Annotated in this window: 16 protein-coding genes; 10 read left to right on the forward strand and 6 right to left on the reverse strand. The window is 64.6% G+C overall.

What is annotated here, in order from left to right:
• The first annotated feature begins 16 nt into the window (after positions 1–16).
• The gene (locus AC3WMR_RS28265; protein ID WP_492266167.1) at positions 17–262 is read left to right on the forward strand and encodes a type II toxin-antitoxin system Phd/YefM family antitoxin; all 246 of its coding nucleotides are present in this window, start codon (positions 17–19) and stop codon (positions 260–262) included.
• A complete protein-coding gene (locus AC3WMR_RS28270) occupies positions 259–519 on the forward strand; it encodes a type II toxin-antitoxin system VapC family toxin (RefSeq protein WP_492266168.1) in 261 nt (86 codons plus the stop codon). The genes AC3WMR_RS28265 and AC3WMR_RS28270 overlap by 4 nt, the downstream gene beginning before the upstream one ends.
• 61 nt (positions 520–580) lie before the next feature.
• On the opposite strand, the gene pyrE is transcribed toward AC3WMR_RS28270, so the two are convergent.
• Complete coding sequence (pyrE, locus tag AC3WMR_RS28275) at positions 581–1279, reverse strand: orotate phosphoribosyltransferase (protein ID WP_175191528.1); 699 nt, start codon at positions 1277–1279, stop codon at positions 581–583.
• A 134-nt stretch (positions 1280–1413) separates the two neighbouring features.
• Here pyrE and AC3WMR_RS28280 point away from each other — a divergent pair, with 134 nt between their 5' ends.
• Together AC3WMR_RS28280 and gdhA are read left to right on the forward strand one after the other, a co-directional pair.
• The gene (locus tag AC3WMR_RS28280; protein ID WP_492266169.1) at positions 1414–2202 is read left to right on the forward strand and encodes an exodeoxyribonuclease III; all 789 of its coding nucleotides are present in this window, start codon (positions 1414–1416) and stop codon (positions 2200–2202) included.
• 446 nt (positions 2203–2648) lie between these two features.
• Positions 2649–3995 (forward strand): NADP-specific glutamate dehydrogenase, encoded by a 1347-nt coding sequence (gdhA, locus tag AC3WMR_RS28285; RefSeq protein ID WP_175191527.1) that lies wholly within the window; start codon positions 2649–2651, stop codon positions 3993–3995.
• 130 nt (positions 3996–4125) lie between these two features.
• Here gdhA and AC3WMR_RS28290 read toward each other — a convergent pair whose 3' ends face one another.
• Positions 4126–4617: a copper chaperone PCu(A)C gene (locus AC3WMR_RS28290; RefSeq protein ID WP_025136571.1), complete on the reverse strand. Its 492-nt coding sequence runs from the start codon at positions 4615–4617 to the stop codon at positions 4126–4128.
• 19 nt (positions 4618–4636) lie between these two features.
• Positions 4637–5536, reverse strand: a complete 900-nt coding sequence (locus AC3WMR_RS28295; protein ID WP_025136572.1) for a LysR family transcriptional regulator ArgP — start codon at positions 5534–5536, stop codon at positions 4637–4639.
• Positions 5537–5684: 148 nt separating this feature from the next.
• Between AC3WMR_RS28295 and AC3WMR_RS28300 the strand changes: the two genes are divergently transcribed.
• The 6 genes from AC3WMR_RS28300 (at position 5685) to AC3WMR_RS28325 (ending at position 12531) form a co-directional block, all read left to right on the forward strand.
• The gene (locus AC3WMR_RS28300; RefSeq protein ID WP_492266170.1) at positions 5685–6317 is read left to right on the forward strand and encodes a LysE/ArgO family amino acid transporter; all 633 of its coding nucleotides are present in this window, start codon (positions 5685–5687) and stop codon (positions 6315–6317) included.
• Between the two features lie 93 nt (positions 6318–6410).
• Positions 6411–7352, forward strand: a complete 942-nt coding sequence (locus AC3WMR_RS28305) for a LysR substrate-binding domain-containing protein (protein ID WP_492266171.1) — start codon at positions 6411–6413, stop codon at positions 7350–7352.
• 336 nt (positions 7353–7688) lie between these two features.
• Positions 7689–8852 carry an ABC transporter substrate-binding protein gene (locus AC3WMR_RS28310; protein ID WP_492266172.1) on the forward strand — a complete coding sequence of 388 codons (1164 nt, stop codon included), beginning with the start codon at positions 7689–7691 and terminating at the stop codon, positions 8850–8852.
• Positions 8853–8993: 141 nt separating this feature from the next.
• Positions 8994–9866, forward strand: coding sequence for a branched-chain amino acid ABC transporter permease (locus tag AC3WMR_RS28315; RefSeq protein WP_025136577.1), 873 nt, complete (start codon positions 8994–8996; stop codon positions 9864–9866).
• A 3-nt stretch (positions 9867–9869) separates the two neighbouring features.
• Positions 9870–11792 carry a branched-chain amino acid ABC transporter ATP-binding protein/permease gene (locus tag AC3WMR_RS28320; protein WP_492266173.1) on the forward strand — a complete coding sequence of 641 codons (1923 nt, stop codon included), beginning with the start codon at positions 9870–9872 and terminating at the stop codon, positions 11790–11792.
• Between the two features lie 16 nt (positions 11793–11808).
• A complete protein-coding gene (locus AC3WMR_RS28325; RefSeq protein WP_183005369.1) occupies positions 11809–12531 on the forward strand; it encodes an ABC transporter ATP-binding protein in 723 nt (240 codons plus the stop codon).
• Positions 12532–13160: 629 nt separating this feature from the next.
• On the opposite strand, the gene AC3WMR_RS28330 is transcribed toward AC3WMR_RS28325, so the two are convergent.
• From AC3WMR_RS28330 to AC3WMR_RS28340, 3 genes are all read right to left on the reverse strand, one after another.
• Positions 13161–13589 carry an organic hydroperoxide resistance protein gene (locus tag AC3WMR_RS28330; protein ID WP_175191521.1) on the reverse strand — a complete coding sequence of 143 codons (429 nt, stop codon included), beginning with the start codon at positions 13587–13589 and terminating at the stop codon, positions 13161–13163.
• A 155-nt stretch (positions 13590–13744) separates the two neighbouring features.
• Complete coding sequence (locus AC3WMR_RS28335; protein WP_492266174.1) at positions 13745–14206, reverse strand: MarR family winged helix-turn-helix transcriptional regulator; 462 nt, start codon at positions 14204–14206, stop codon at positions 13745–13747.
• A gap of 99 nt (positions 14207–14305) precedes the next feature.
• The gene (locus AC3WMR_RS28340; protein WP_183005371.1) at positions 14306–15013 is read right to left on the reverse strand and encodes a Crp/Fnr family transcriptional regulator; all 708 of its coding nucleotides are present in this window, start codon (positions 15011–15013) and stop codon (positions 14306–14308) included.
• Between the last annotated feature and the right edge of the window lie 5 nt (positions 15014–15018).

Raw genomic sequence — 15018 nt, forward strand, 5'->3', positions numbered from 1 at the left:
GACTGGAGATTTGGCCATGAATTACATCGAACTCAGCAGCAGCGATCTGCTGCACCGGTTCGCCGACCACCTGCAAGCCGTCACCCAGGGCCAGCATTTCATCATCTCGATCGATGGCGTGCCCTATGCCCGGCTCACGCCTGTTTCGTCCACGACCACGCTCGATGGTCATGATGCCCTGGAAGCGATGAAGCACTTCGCCCCTGGCGCGCCCGTCCCGCACGAAGTCATCCGCGCCTGGATCGAAGAAGGCCGCGAATGACACCGATCCGATTGGTACCCGACGCGTCCGTCGCCCTGGCCTGGCTGCTGGGCCGCACTGACATATGGCGCGTCTATCAACTGGCTCGGACTCACGGGTTAACCACCTACGATGCCAGCTATGTCGAACTGGCGTGGCGCAACAACGCCTGCCTGGCAACCTTCGACCGCAAGCTGGCCGACGCTGCGCGAGCAAGTGGTATCGCGGTCTACGGCCAGCCCCATGGTGTGGCCGAACCGATCGCGCGCTACGGCTGAACGCCGCCGTACAACAACAGGGCGGCACTCGGCCGCCCTGCATTTCATGCTCGCAAGCGCCTTACTTCACCCCGTACTTCGTCCGGTACGCCAGCACCGCGTCACGGTGCTCGGCAAACGCGGCGTCGTCTTGCAACAGCGCCATGATGTCCGCCAACGAGGCGATGGCCACGACAGGAATGCCGTAGGTCTTGGCCACGTCCTGCACGGCGGAATGGGCCGACAGGGCGTCGTCCGGGCCAGCGCGTTCCATGCGGTCCATGGCGATCAGCACTGCCGCCGGTTCGGCGCCCGCGTTGCGAATGATCTCCACCGATTCGCGCACCGACGTACCCGCCGTGATGACGTCGTCGATGATCACGACCTTGCCCTTGAGCGGCGCGCCGACCAGCGTGCCACCTTCGCCGTGGTCCTTGGCTTCCTTGCGGTTGTAGGCAAACGGCACGTCGCTGCGGCCTTGCATGGCCGGATGGCCGGCCAGCGCCACGGCGGTGGCCGTCGCCAGGGGAATGCCCTTGTAGGCGGGGCCGAACAGCATGTCGAACGATACGCCCGAATCCAGCAGCGCCTGGGCATAGAAGCCCGCCAGCTTGCCGACCGAACCGCCGCTGTTGAACAGGCCCGCATTGAAGAAATAGGGACTGATGCGCCCCGATTTGACCTTGAAGCTGCCGAAGCGCAGCACGCCTTCGTTCAAGGCGAAGCGGACGAAATCGAGCGAGGTAGCAGAAGCGTGGTGGGCGGATTGGGCGGCAGACATGCGAGGAAGGTCCGAGAGATGGCAAACCCCGGCATTTTATCCGTTGTCGGGGGCTTTCCCAGGCCGCGCCGCCGAGTCGGTTAAATTCCTGGCATCGTTCCGGCCGCCCTCGGCCGCTCTACAGGAGTCCCGCTTTGCTGCGCATCACGTCGATCAACCTCAATGGCATTCGGTCCGCCTTTCGCAAGGGCCTGCAACCCTGGATGGAAAAGCACGCCGCCGACGTGCTGTGCCTGCAGGAAATCAAGGTGTCGGACGAAGACCTGACCGAAGACCTGCGCCACCCGCCCGGCTACACGGGCCACTTCCACCATGCCGTGAAAAAGGGTTATAGCGGCGTGGGCATCTATCTGCGGGATTCGGCCGAACGCGTCGTCAGCGGCTTGGACTGCGAGGAGTTCGATCCCGAAGGCCGCATCATCCGTGCCGACTGGAAGAACCTGTCCGTCATCAGCGCCTACTTGCCGTCGGGCTCCAGCGGCGATGAGCGCCAGCAAGCCAAGTACCGCTTCCTGGACCGCTTCGGCCCATGGATCGACCAGCTGATGCACGAACACAAAACGACCGGCCGCGAATTCATCATCTGCGGTGACTGGAACATCGCGCACAAGGAAATCGACCTGAAGAACTGGAAGGGCAACCTGAAGAACTCCGGTTTCCTGCCCGAAGAACGCGCCTGGCTGACCGACGTCTTCGACAAGCGCGGCTTCGTGGACGTGTTCCGCACCATCGACGACCGCCCGGACCAATACACCTGGTGGAGCAACCGTGGCCAGGCCTGGGCCAAGAACGTCGGGTGGCGTATCGACTACCAGATCGCGACGCCGGGCATCGCCGCCCGTGCGCGCAACGTTGCCATCTATAAAGACGAACGCTTTTCCGACCACGCGCCGTTGACCATCGATTACGACGCCACGCTGTAACGAAGACGGACGGACGGCCCGAATCGGGTCGTCCGTCTGATTTTTCGAAAAATAATAATAGGGACATATTAATACCTGACACCCCGTCAGAATTTCCGGTACAGGGCCATTTCCCCCCGGGTCTCCCTATGACGCCCGGCACCGGCGGCGCAGCATCTTCCTATAATTTATTAGGGACGCATTAAATTTCCCTATGATTTCAAGGCTCCCCGGGTTTTCCAGTGGCGGCCTGGTCTTGGCCAGCACCCGCCAAACCATCATGCGTCACCATTTATTCAAGAAAAAGCGCTTTGATATCAAGGTGATGGCGCATCTTTCGGCTTTGCGCAGGGCAACAAATTAGCCCTACAATTCCGCACCAAGCCGGTGCAAACGCACCAAAACGGGCACAAGCCGCCCCAAAACGGCGCAAGCCCGCACCTATTCGAAGCACCCCCAAGGAGATCATGTTGAAAGTGCAGAGTCTGGACGACTTCCTGCGTGGCGTTGCCGCGCGCGATCCGCAGCAGCCGGAATTCATGCAAGCCGTCCAGGAGGTGATGCTGAGCCTGTGGCCTTTCATCGAAAAGCACCCCCACTATGCCGAGCACGCCCTGCTCGAGCGCCTGGTGGAACCGGAACGCGTGATCCAGTTCCGGGTGTGCTGGACCGATGACCGGGGCCAGGCGCAGGTCAACCGCGCTTTCCGCATTCAACACAGCTCGGCCATCGGCCCGTTCAAGGGCGGCATGCGTTTCCACCCGTCGGTGAACCTGTCGATCCTGAAGTTCCTGGCCTTCGAGCAGACCCTGAAGAACTCGCTGACCACGCTGCCCATGGGCGGCGGCAAGGGCGGCTCCGACTTCGACCCCAAGGGCAAGTCCGACGCCGAAGTCATGCGCTTCTGCCAAGCCCTGATGATCGAGCTGTACCGCCACCTGGGCCCGGACACCGACGTGCCTGCGGGCGACATCGGCGTGGGCGCGCGTGAAGTCGGCTTCATGGCCGGCATGATGAAAAAGCTGTCCAACTCCACCGCCAGCGTGTTCACCGGCAAGGGCCTGACCTTCGGCGGCAGCCTGATCCGCCCGGAAGCCACCGGCTACGGCACCGTCTACTTCGCCGAAGAAATGCTCAAGCGCGTCGGCAAGTCGTTCGACGGCCTGCGCGTGTCGGTCTCGGGGTCGGGCAACGTGGCGCAATACGCCATCGAGAAAGCCATGTCGCTGGGCGCCAAGGTCGTGACCGTGTCCGACTCGAACGGTACCGTGGTCGATGAAGCCGGCTTCACCCACGAAAAGCTGGTGGCGCTGATGCACATCAAGAACGACCTGCGCGGCCGCCTGGACACCTACGCCCGCCAATTCGGCCTGGTCTACGAAGCCGGCAAGCGCCCCTGGCACGTGCCGGTGGACGTGGCCCTGCCCTGCGCCACCCAGAACGAACTGGAACTGGCCGATGCCCAGACGCTGATCAAGAACGGCGTGCTGTGCGTAGCCGAAGGCGCCAACATGCCGGCCACCCTGGACGCCGCCAAGGCCTTCATCGCCGCCCGCGTGCTGTACGCGCCGGGCAAGGCCAGCAACGCTGGCGGCGTGGCGGTGTCGGGCCTGGAAATGGCCCAGAACTCGGCCCGCCTGTCATGGACCCGCGAAGAAGTCGACACGCGCCTGCACGCCATCATGCGCGACATCCACGAGAACTGCGTGCGCCACGGCCACAGCGAGCGTGAATACGTCAACTATCTGGACGGCGCCAACATCGCCGGCTTCGTCAAGGTGGCCGACGCGATGCGCCAGCAGGGTCTGTACTAAACCGCAGGGCCCAGCCTCGCCGCCAGGCCACGCCCCCGCGCCCGACCGGCGCGGGACCGAGGCCCAAACAGAAACGGAGCCGCAAGGCTCCGTTTTTACATGCGCACGGCCCCCAGGCCGCTCGCCAGTATCAATGCTTCATCGCGCCGTGGTCGTGGCTCATGCCCGGGTTGTAAGACGCCGGCTTGACCTTGAACTGCACCGCGACCTCGCCCGCCTTTTCGAACTTCAGCGTGGCCGGCACGGTGCCGCCATCGGCGAAGGGCGCCTTCAGCTTGATGAACATGACGTGGTAACCGCCCGGGCTGAGCTTGACCTCGGTGTCGGCTGGCAGTGCGATGCCGTCTTCGACCTGGCGCATCTTGGCCACGCCGTTCGTGGTTTCCACCGTGTGCAGCTCGACGCGTTCGGCCGCGGCCGACGTGATGGACAGCAGGCGGTCGGGTGTCTTGGCATCATTGTCGATATCCATGTAGCCGGCGCCGTTGGACTGGCCCGGGGCGGATGCGCGCACCCAGAGGTCGTCGATCTCGACCTCGCCGACCTTGTAGTCCTTGGCCCAGGCCGAACCGGCTGCACACAGGCTCAAAGCGGCAACGGCGGCGAACTTGCGGATGTTCATGGGGTGTTCTCCTATTGGGTTAACGCCGCCGGACCAGGCTGCGGGCGGCTGACAGAACCGAGTCGGTCAAAGCTTCCATCGCCTCGGAGTTTACCCGCCAATGTTGCCAATACAGCGGCACATCTTCCCAAGCGCGGCCACGCAGCAAGACCAGATGACCTGCGTCAAGGTGTTCTTGCACCAGCGGCAGCGGATTCATGGTCCAGCCCAGTCCGCCCAGGGTGGCCTGCACGAACGCGCGGGTGGACGGCACCCACCAGACCGGCGGCTGCCACGGCGTCGGGTCCGAGATCTTGTGTGCGAAGCGGGCCTGCAACGCGTCCTTGCGGTTAAAGACCAGCACGGGCGCCTGGGCCAGCGTCTGCGCGTTCACGCCCTGCGCGAAGTAGCGCTTGTGAAAGGCCGGGCTGCATGTGGCCACGTAGCGCATGCTGCCCAACGCGTGGATGCGGCAGCCCTGCACGGGGTCGGCCAGCGTCGTGACCGCCCCCAGCACCGAGCCGTTGCGCAGCAGCGCGGCGGTATGGTCCTGGTCTTCGGACAGCATGTCCAGCGTGGCGCGGGTGCGGCTGGCGAACTGCAGGGCCGCGTCGACGAACCAGGTTTCCAGGCTGTCGTGGTTGACCGCGACGGGAATACTGGCGTGGGGCACGTCGTCGTCCGCCACGCCCAGGCGGTTCAGGGCATCGTGCTCGAGCAAGGCCGTCTGCTCGGCAAGCTGCACCAGTACCTGGCCATCGGCGGTGGCGGCCGCCGGCACGGTGCGCTGGACCAGCAACCGCCCCATGCGGTCTTCAAGCGCCTTGATCCGCTGCGACACCGCCGACGGGGTCACGCTGAGGGCCAGCGCGGCACGGTCGAAACTGCCTTCGCGCACCACCGCCGCCAGGGCTCGCAGGTTGCCGTGATCGAGTTTCATGAGATTAGCTTTGCTTAAGATAGTGAAGGAAAATTAGCTGTATTTCATATCCTCTGCAAGCGAAAATGATGCATTGCCGGTATGCGCAACGCTGCCGGCCAGGTTTTCAAGCGCCGCCATAAGGCGTTGCAGTCGAGAGGTTCGCGTCATGTTTGCCACGTTGTCATCCCCCCTTTTTCTCACCGCCTGGGCCAGCGGCACCGCCACCGGGCTGGGCCTGTTCGCCGTCGTGGGCGCGCAAAGCGCGTTCATCCTGCGCCAGGGGCTGATGCGCGCCCATCTGTTGTCGGTGGTCGCCATCTGTGCCCTGATCGACGCCGTCTTCATCTTCGCCAGCGTGTCGGGCCTGCAGGCGCTGACCGCCTGGTTCCCCTGGCTGACCACCGCCGTACTGTGGTTCGGCGTGGCCTTCCTGTCCTGGTACGCGTTGCAGTCGGCCCGCCGCGCCTGGACCGCCACCGGCGGCCTGGCCGCCGCGCGCGACGTGGTGCCCTCGCGCCGCGCCGCCATGCTGGGCGCGCTGGGCTTTTCGCTCTTGAACCCGCATTTCTGGCTGGACATGGTGGTGGTCGGCTCGCTGGCCCACGGCTTTGACGACGCCCGCATGGCCTTCGCCGCCGGCGCCTTCACGGCCAGCCTGCTGTGGCTGGCGGTGCTGGGTATCGGCTCGCGCCTGTTCGCCCGCTTCTTTGCCAGCGCGTCGGCCTGGCGCGCGCTGGACGGCATCATCGCCGTCGTCATGGCGGGCCTGGCCGTCAGCCTGGCGATCAAGGGCGTGTAAGGGAATACGGGGACAGACTGCTCGGCCCGGCACTTTTATAATCGCCGGGTTGCCACTCTTTCGTCGGGCGCATGGCCGGCCCGCCAGACGATCATGCGCGGACCCTCCCCTTCCAAAGACGTGCGCCTGCCGCCGCTGGCCGCCATCCAGGCGTTCGAAGCGGCCGCCCGGCTGGGCTCGTTCGAGCGCGCCAGCGAAGAGCTGTTCGTCACCGCCAGCGCCATCGGCAAGCGCATCGCCGCGCTGGAAGCCCAACTGAACGTGTCCCTGTTCATCCGCAGCAGCCGCGGCGCCACCCTCAGCGCCGCCGGACGCGAATACCTGGAACAAGTGCGCACGGCGCTGGACCTGCTGTCCGACGCCTCGCTGCACAAGCGCGGCGAACCCAAGCTGGAGCCACTGCGGGTGGTGTCCACCCCCACCTTTGCCCGCCAGGTCCTGATCCCCTACCTGCCCAGCTTCACCGCCGCCTATCCGGACGTGGAACTGGAGATCATGCTGTCCATTCCCTACCTGGACATCATGCCGCCCAACGCCGACGCCTGGATCCGCTTCGGCAGCGGCAAGTATCCCGGCCTGCATGCGCAGCCGTTGACATCCGACCCCGTATTCGCGGTCTGCTCACCCGAGTACCGCGATGCGCACGGCCCGTTCCGGCGTCCCGCCGACCTGGCCAATGCCGCCCTGCTGCGTTGCCCCATGGAACCGTGGCGCCCGTGGCTGGCCGCGGCAGGGCTGGACTGGCCCGAGCCGGCGCGCGGGGTCTGGCTGGTGGACCTGGGCATGATGCTGGCCGCCGCCCGTGCCGGCCAGGGCATCGCCCTGACCCGCCGCACCCTGGCCGCCGAATGGCTGGACGAGGGCAAATTGCTGCGGGTGCTGGACATCGAGACGCCCGGCGAATCGCAGTACCACCTGTGCACCGAGATCTCGCGTCCGCCGCGTGGCGCGGTGCAAGCGTTTTCCCTATGGCTGGGCGAGGTTTGCGAACGCGCGGCCCAATGGCCACGCGGCTTGGCGGCCAAGCCGGAATAAATTTCCAGCCCCGGGCGGAAGGAAATTCCGCGCACCCAGGCGCGTCGCTGGCTAGGATGCGCCGAACATGGCCGCGCGCGCAAAGCCGGCGTCGTGCGCGTCGCCCACCCCGATTCCTTTGTGCTTCATGCTGCATCGCCGCGCCCGGCCCGCAACCCGTGCACGCGTACTAGGTATTTACACGGAAAAACCCCGCCGGGTCAGATTCGCGTAAGCGATTAAGCAGACAGTCACAACACGCAACACAGGAGCGCGCCGCCTCACCCCCTATTTCACGCCGCCAGGCGCCGGCACACGGTTTTCCACGCAGTTCTACTAATTACAACGGAGACATCCATGGATTTTCGTTTGAAGCTGCTAGCAGGAACCCTTGCATTTGCCGTATCGGCCGCGGGCTACGCCGCCGACCCCATCAAGATCGGCGTGGCCGGCCCCTACACGGGCGGCTCTTCGTCCATGGGCGTGAGCATGCGCGACGGCGTGCGCCTGGCGATCGAGGAAATCAACAAGAGCGGCGGCGTACTCGGCCGCCAGCTGGTCGCCGTGGAGCGCGATGACGAAGCCAAGAACGAACGCGGCGTGCAGATCGCCCAGGAACTGATCAACAAGGAGCAGGTCACCGCCACGGTCGGCTACATCAACACCGGCGTGGCCCTGGCGTCGCAGCGCTTCTACCAGGACGCCAAGATCCCCGTGTTCAACAACGTCGCCACCGGCAGCGTGATCACGCACCAGTTCAAGGCGCCGGAATTCCCGGACAACTATGTGTTCCGCAACGCGGCGCACGACAGCATCCAGGCCCCGATGATCGTCGAGGAAGCCATCACCCGCCGCGGCTTCAAGAAGGTCGCGATCCTGGCCGACTCGACCAACTACGGCCAACTGGGCCGCGAGGACCTGGAAAAGGCCCTGGACGCCAAGGGCATCAAGCCCGTGGCCGTGGAAAAGTTCAACATCAAGGACGTCGACATGACGGCCCAGCTGCTCAAGGCCAAGTCCGCGGGCGCTGAAGCCGTGCTGACCTATGGCATCGGCCCCGAGCTGGCCCAGATCGCCAACGGCATGACCAAGCTGGGCTGGAAGGTGCCGATCATCGGCAGCTGGACGCTGTCGATGGCCAACTATATCGACAACTCCGGCGCCAACGGCGAAGGCGCGCGCATGCCGCAGACCTTCATCCAGGACCCGGACACGCCCAAGCGCAAGGCGTTCATCGACGCCTACCTGGCCAAGTTCAAGCCCAAGAACAACCGCATCGACTCGCCGGTGTCGGCGGCCCAGGGCTACGACTCGATCTTCCTGTTGGCCGCGGCCATCAAGCAGGCCAATTCGACCGACGGCCCGAAGATCCGCGAAGCGCTTGAAAACCTGCAAACGCCCGTCGAAGGCGTGGTGATGACCTACAACAAGCCGTTCACCCACGACAACCACGACGCGATCACCGCAAAGGAAGTGGTCATCGGCGAGGTCAAGGGCGGCCGCGTGGTCAAGGCCAACTAAGTTCGTCTGAAGCAACGACGCGGCGGCTGCCCGGCCGCCGCCGCCGGCGCCTCCCACCCGGGGCGCCGGCCTGCAGCCGCCTGACAACAGCGTTCTGCCCAAGGGGGTTGGGCAGGACCAAAGCGCCTCACGAAAAACACCATGATTCTTCTACAGCTTATCTATAGCGGTATCGCGCTAGGCATGATCTATGCCGTCATCGCGTTCGGGTACCAGCTTACTTTCGCCACTTCAGGCACCTTGAACTTCGGCCAGGGCGAAGCCCTGATGCTGGGCGCGCTGGTCGGGCTGACGCTCGTCGGGTTGGGCGTGAACTACTGGGTGATGATTCCCATCGTCTGCATTTTCGGATTCGCGCAGGGCGCGCTGGTCGAACGTATCGGCGTGCGGCCGGCGATCAAGACACGGTCGGAATTCGGCTGGATCATGGCCACGATCGCCCTGGGCATCATTTTCAAGAACGTCGCCGAGAACATCTGGGGCCGCGACGACCTGCGCTTTCCTTCGCCGCTGCCCGAAGCGCCGATCCAGGTGCTGGGCGCCAACGTGCTGCCGATGGAACTGCTGGTGGTGTTCGGCGCGCTGGCCATGATGCTGCTGGTGGAAGTGTTCAACCGCAAGTCCATCTACGGCAAGGCCTTCGTCGCGACGTCGAACGACCGCGATGCCGCCGGCCTGATGGGCATCAACACCGGCATGGTGATCACGTTTTCGTATGCCCTGTCGTCGCTGACCGCCGCCTTCGCGGGCGTGCTGGTGGCGCCGCTGACGCTGACCGGCGCCACCATGGGCGCGGTGCTGGGCCTGAAGGCCTTCGCGGTCGCCATCATCGGCGGCCTGTCCAGCGGCATGGGCGTGGTGGTGGGCGGCCTGATCCTGGGGATCGCCGAGACGACCACCGGCTTCTATCTTTCAACGGGGTACAAAGACGTGCCGGGACTGGTCCTGCTGCTGCTCGTACTGACCTTCAAGCCCGCCGGCCTGTTCGGCAAGACCGCGATCAAGAAGGTGTAAGCGATGAAACCCCTGCACCTATTGCTTTCCATCGTGGCCGTGGCCTGCCTGGCTGCCGTGCCCCTGGGCGTGACCAACACGTATTACCTGCACCTGATCGAAACGATCATGATCTATTCGATCCTGTTGTTCGGGCTCGATATCGTGGTGGGCTATACCGGCCAGGTGTCGCTGGGCCACGCCGGCCTGTTCGGCATCGGCTCATATGTGGCCGGCGTGCTGTTCTTCCATCTGCAGATGCCCATCTGGGTGACGCTGCCCGCCGCCATTCTGATCGCGGCGGCTTTCGGCGCGGTGCTGGCATTGCCGGCGCTGCGGGTGACGGGACCGTACCTGGCGATGGTGACGCTGGCGTTCGGCACGATCATCCAGATCCTGATCAACGAAATGACGTTCATGACCGAAGGGCCGCTGGGCATCAAGATTCCCAAGCCGTCGATCGGCGGGCATATCCTGACCAAGAGCGAATACTTCTGGCTGGTCGCGGCGCTGCTGGTGCTGTCGCTGATCGTGGTGCACCGGATCCTTAAGTCGCACCTGGGCCGTTCGTTCGAGGCGCTGCGCGACAGCCCGATCGCGTCGGACTGCATGGGCGTGTCGGTGTACCGGCACAAGGTGTTCGCGTTCGTGATCAGCGCCGGTTTCGCGGGGCTGGCAGGCGCGCTGTATTCGTATTCCGAGCAGTACATTTCGCCCAATACGTATAACTTCGAACTCACGATCCTGTTCCTGCTGGCGATCATCATGGGCGGACGCAAGAGCCGCACGGGCGCGCTGCTGGGCGCGTCGATCATCGTGCTGCTGCCCAAGATGCTGGACGACATCGGCACTTTCCGCCTGATCGCGCTGGGCGTGGCGGTCCTGGTGACGGTGGGCAGCGCGGTGGCCGTTTCCAAGGGCCGCGCAGAGGCGCGCCGGGTGGCGGTGCCGGTGGTGGGCACGATCGTGCTGGCGGTGTTCTCGTACTGGCTGGATGCAGTGACGGACTGGCGCCTGACGATCTTCGGCGCCATGATCCTGTTCGTCGTGTACTACCTGCCCGACGGCATCGTGGGCTTTGTGCGCAACCTGTTCTTCTCGACCCGCCGCGCGGCGCTGTCGGTGAAGAAGGATCTGGTGAAGGAACAGGAAGCCGTGCCCGAAGCGGCCAAGGGCAAGGGCGAAACCTTACTGGCGGCCAAGGGAGTGCTGATGCAGTTCGGCGGCCTGAAGGCGCTGAACGAGGTGGACCTGACGATCAAGCGCGGCACGATCCACGGCCTGATCGGGCCGAACGGTTCGGGCAAGAGCACGATGATGAACGTGCTGACGGGCATTTATGTGCCGACAGCGGGCGCGGTGGAGTTCTCGGGCAAGTCGCTGGTGGGCCTGGCGCCCGCCGATATCGCGGCCACGGGCATCGCCCGCACGTTCCAGAACGTGCAGCTGTTCGGCGAGATGACGGCGCTGGAAAACGTGCTGGTTGGCCTGCACCACACGTTCACGACGGGGCTGGCGGGCATTGCGCTGCGCACGTCGAAGTGGAAGGGCGAGGAGCAAGGGGCGCGTGCCCGCGCACTGGCGCTGCTGGAATTCGTGGGGCTGGACACGATGGCCAGCGAAGAGGCGCGCAACCTGCCCTACGGTAAGCAACGCCTGCTGGAAATCGCCCGCGCGCTGGCGCTGGACCCGCAACTGCTGCTGCTGGATGAGCCGGCTGCCGGCCTGACGGCGCCAGACATCGTGGAGCTGCTGGCCATCATCCGCAAGGTGCGCGATCACGGCATTACGCTGATCCTGATCGAACACCATATGGATGTGGTGATGGGAGTGTGCGACACGGTGTCGGTGCTGGACTTCGGCCAGAAGATCGCCGAAGGCCTGCCGAACGAAGTGCAGAGCAACGCCAAGGTTATCGAGGCGTATCTGGGCGGCGCGCCCGCCTGACGCCAAGGACAACAACATGCTATCGATCAAGAATCTGGAAGCGGGCTACGGGAAGGTGAAGGTGCTGCACGGCATCAGCATGGAGGTCCCGAAGGCGAAGGTGGTGACGTTGATCGGCTCGAACGGAGCCGGCAAGACGACGACGATGCGGGCGCTGTCGGGGATGATCCGACCGACGGCGGGCGAGGTGACGTTGAGCGGCAAGCGGATCGACGGGCTGGAGTCGCACCGCATTGCGCGACTGGGGCTGGCCCATTCACCGGAAGGCCGGCGGGTATTCCCGACGCTGTCGGTGACAGACAATCTGCTGCTGGGCGCGTTTCCGCGGCTGACGGGCAGCCGGCCGAAGGGGGACGTGCAGGCGGATCTGGGCCGGGCGATGGATCTGTTTCCGCGGCTGAAGGAACGGCGCGAGCAATTGGCGGGGACGCTGTCGGGCGGCGAGCAGCAGATGCTGGCGATGGCGCGGGCGGTGATGCTGAATCCGGAGCTGGTGCTGCTGGACGAGCCGTCGATGGGGTTGGCGCCGATCCTGGTGGAAGAGGTTTTTCGGATCATTGCCCGCCTGAAGGACGAAGGCGTGACGATGTTGCTGGTTGAACAGTTTGCAGCGGCGGCGCTGAACGTGGCCGACTACGGATATGTGTTGGAGAACGGGCGGATTTCAGTGCATGGAAGTGCTGAGAAGCTCAAGCATGATCCTGCTGTGGTGGCGGCTTATCTTGGTGGGGGGCACTGAGGATTACTTGCTGGCTGGGGTGGCGTTCTTTTGCCGTCCGGGGCGTCGGCTGCCCCTGGTGGGCGGGGCTACGATTGCGGTCCGGAGCCTTCGCTCCGGACTGCCCCGTCGTCATCCTCGTCCTCGCCTTCGGCGACTCCTACGGATTCCCTCGGGCGCATCTACACGCCCCGCCCACCAGGGGCAGCCGACGCCCCGGACTCAGGATTGCTTTGGTTTTCGCCTCGTTGGGGCGAGCAGCGTGCTTAACGTCTTTCTGCTGCGCTGACTGACCGCCGATGATCTTGCAGGGCCCGCCCCAAGCCGGCCGCGCGGGCGGCCTGGGGCGAGCGACGCAAACCTCTCCCCCACACCCCGGCCTGGCAACGCCCCATTTCTCGAAAACGGTAGCGCCTGGGGCTGGGTGCCTTGATGGCGAGCAACCTCGATGCGCCCGAGGGAATCGGAAGGAGCAGCCGCAGGCTGGGACGACGATGACGACGGGGCAGTCCGGAGCGAAGGCTCCGGACCGCAATCGTGGGCGCTCGCCATCAAGGCGCCCAGCCCCAGGCGCGGCCTAAGCAAGAACCATCTTGCCTAAGCAAACAACCCCTGCCCAATCAGGCCGCGCCCCAGATCGCGCGCAGCGATCAGACTTCGATCGTCAGCGTCACATCGATATTGCCACGCGTAGCATTCGAGTACGGGCAGACGATGTGAGCGGCAGAGACCAGCTTCTCCGCTTCAGCACGATCCATCCCAGGCAACGAGATCTTCAGTTCCGCTTCGATGCCAAAGCCGGTCGGGATCGGGCCGATACCCACGGATCCATCGATGGTGGCGTTGGCGGGCATGGCGATCTTGTCGCGGCCGGCGACGAACTTCATGGCGCCCATGAAGCAGGCGGAGTAGCCGACGGCGAAGAGTTGTTCGGGGTTGGTGCCGGCCGCGCCGGCGCCGCCCAGTTCCTTCGGGGTGGTCAGTTTGACGTTCAGGTTGCCGTCGTTGGATACGCCGGTGCCTTCACGGCCGCCGGTGACGTGGGCGTGGGCGCGGTACAGGACTTTTTCGATGGACATGATGCGTTCCTTTTGGAAGGTGATGGTGGGACTGCCAGGCTGGCGGGACCCTTCCCGGCTCGGCCTTTCCTGATTAAATAGCACACAATTTCATCGCGCGCTATCTTTAATGCCGGATGACGGCAACTGCCATCATCCACTTCAAAGACTAAGGTTCAAAGACTGCTGACCAGCTTTTCCCGCAATTCGTGCAACGCTTTCATGGTGCCCTGGGCTTCCTGCAGCGAGCACTGGGCGGCTTCCGCGATGGCGTGGGGCACGGCTTCGGCCTGGTTGCGCAGGTCGCGGCCTTGCTTGGTCAGGGTCACGATGACCTGGCGCTCGTCCTCCTGGGCCCGCGTGCGGGTGACCAGGCCCGCCGCTTCCAGCCGCTTGAGCAGGGGCGTGAGGGTAGCCGAGTCCAGGAACAGGCGTTCGCCGATGTCGGTGACGGTGATTTCGTCGCCTTCCCACAGCACCAGCATGACCAGGTATTGCGGGTAGGTCAGATCCAGGCCGCGCAGCAGCTTGCGGTACACCTTGTTCATCGCCAGCGAGGTCGAGTACAGGGCGAAACACAATTGGCTGTCTAGCAGCAGCGGGTTGAAGGCGCCTTTCGGCTGGGATCTGGATTTCATTGCGCAATATTAAATAGCGCGCTATTTATCGTCAAGTGTTTTTTTATGGTGCGCTGCGCAAGGGGTGTCCGGAGTCGGACTGGCTGAGGGCCGCCCGTGTCAGGCGACGTGCTCGCCTTCCACTGCGCTGCGGTCGGAGCCGTACTGCTTGAGACCGTCCAGGTCCAGCACCCGCACGGCGCCGTATTCGACGTTCAACAGGCCCGCCTCTTCCAGCTTGCGCAGCGCCTGGTTGGCCCGTTGACGCGAGACGCGGGCCAGGTAGCCGACTTCTTCCTGGGTGATGGTCAGGCGCATGCCCATGCCGGGATACAGCAGCGGGTTGAAGAGTTCGGCCAGACAGCGCGCCACGCGGGCGTCGGGGTCGAGCAGACGGTCGTATTCGGCCTTGCCGATGAATTGCGCGACGCGTTCGTTCAGTTGGTGCAGCAGGTAGCGGTTGAAAGGGATGCTGTTGTCCAGCAGCCAATCGAAGGTAGCGGCGGGCAGGCGCGCGACGACCGATTCGCGCAGCGCGACGATGTCGTACTTGCGGACTTCGCGCTTGAGCAGCGAGCCTTCGCCGATCCAGCCGCCGGCGGGCACGCCCGTAAGCGAGGCGACCTTGCCCTCGGCATTGCCCACCGATACTTTCACCAAACCTGCCAGCACGCCTATCCATGCCTGGGCGAGTTCGCCTTTGCGCTCTATGATCGATCCGGCGGCGACTTGCTGCACGGAAAGGTCTCGCTCGACGCGCGATTGCTGCTCGGCGTTGAGCACGCGAAACCAGGCCGCGGCAAGTTGCAGGGAGTCGGATAGCTGCATCGGGA

The organism is Achromobacter sp. FW305-C-28 (assembly GCF_058783235.1).

Coding starts and splice junctions, on each gene's coding strand:
- AC3WMR_RS28320 (WP_492266173.1), top strand. CDS start 9,870: ATGAAACCCCTGCACCTATTGCTTTCCATCGTGGCCGTGGCCTGCCTG.
- AC3WMR_RS28330 (WP_175191521.1), bottom strand. CDS start 13,589: ATGTCCATCGAAAAAGTCCTGTACCGCGCCCACGCCCACGTCACCGGC.
- AC3WMR_RS28290 (WP_025136571.1), bottom strand. CDS start 4,617: ATGAACATCCGCAAGTTCGCCGCCGTTGCCGCTTTGAGCCTGTGTGCA.
- AC3WMR_RS28305 (WP_492266171.1), top strand. CDS start 6,411: ATGCGCGGACCCTCCCCTTCCAAAGACGTGCGCCTGCCGCCGCTGGCC.
- gdhA (WP_175191527.1), top strand. CDS start 2,649: ATGTTGAAAGTGCAGAGTCTGGACGACTTCCTGCGTGGCGTTGCCGCG.
- AC3WMR_RS28310 (WP_492266172.1), top strand. CDS start 7,689: ATGGATTTTCGTTTGAAGCTGCTAGCAGGAACCCTTGCATTTGCCGTA.
- AC3WMR_RS28335 (WP_492266174.1), bottom strand. CDS start 14,206: ATGAAATCCAGATCCCAGCCGAAAGGCGCCTTCAACCCGCTGCTGCTA.
- pyrE (WP_175191528.1), bottom strand. CDS start 1,279: ATGTCTGCCGCCCAATCCGCCCACCACGCTTCTGCTACCTCGCTCGAT.
- AC3WMR_RS28325 (WP_183005369.1), top strand. CDS start 11,809: ATGCTATCGATCAAGAATCTGGAAGCGGGCTACGGGAAGGTGAAGGTG.
- AC3WMR_RS28265 (WP_492266167.1), top strand. CDS start 17: ATGAATTACATCGAACTCAGCAGCAGCGATCTGCTGCACCGGTTCGCC.
- AC3WMR_RS28340 (WP_183005371.1), bottom strand. CDS start 15,013: ATGCAGCTATCCGACTCCCTGCAACTTGCCGCGGCCTGGTTTCGCGTG.
- AC3WMR_RS28295 (WP_025136572.1), bottom strand. CDS start 5,536: ATGAAACTCGATCACGGCAACCTGCGAGCCCTGGCGGCGGTGGTGCGC.
- AC3WMR_RS28270 (WP_492266168.1), top strand. CDS start 259: ATGACACCGATCCGATTGGTACCCGACGCGTCCGTCGCCCTGGCCTGG.
- AC3WMR_RS28315 (WP_025136577.1), top strand. CDS start 8,994: ATGATTCTTCTACAGCTTATCTATAGCGGTATCGCGCTAGGCATGATC.
- AC3WMR_RS28300 (WP_492266170.1), top strand. CDS start 5,685: ATGTTTGCCACGTTGTCATCCCCCCTTTTTCTCACCGCCTGGGCCAGC.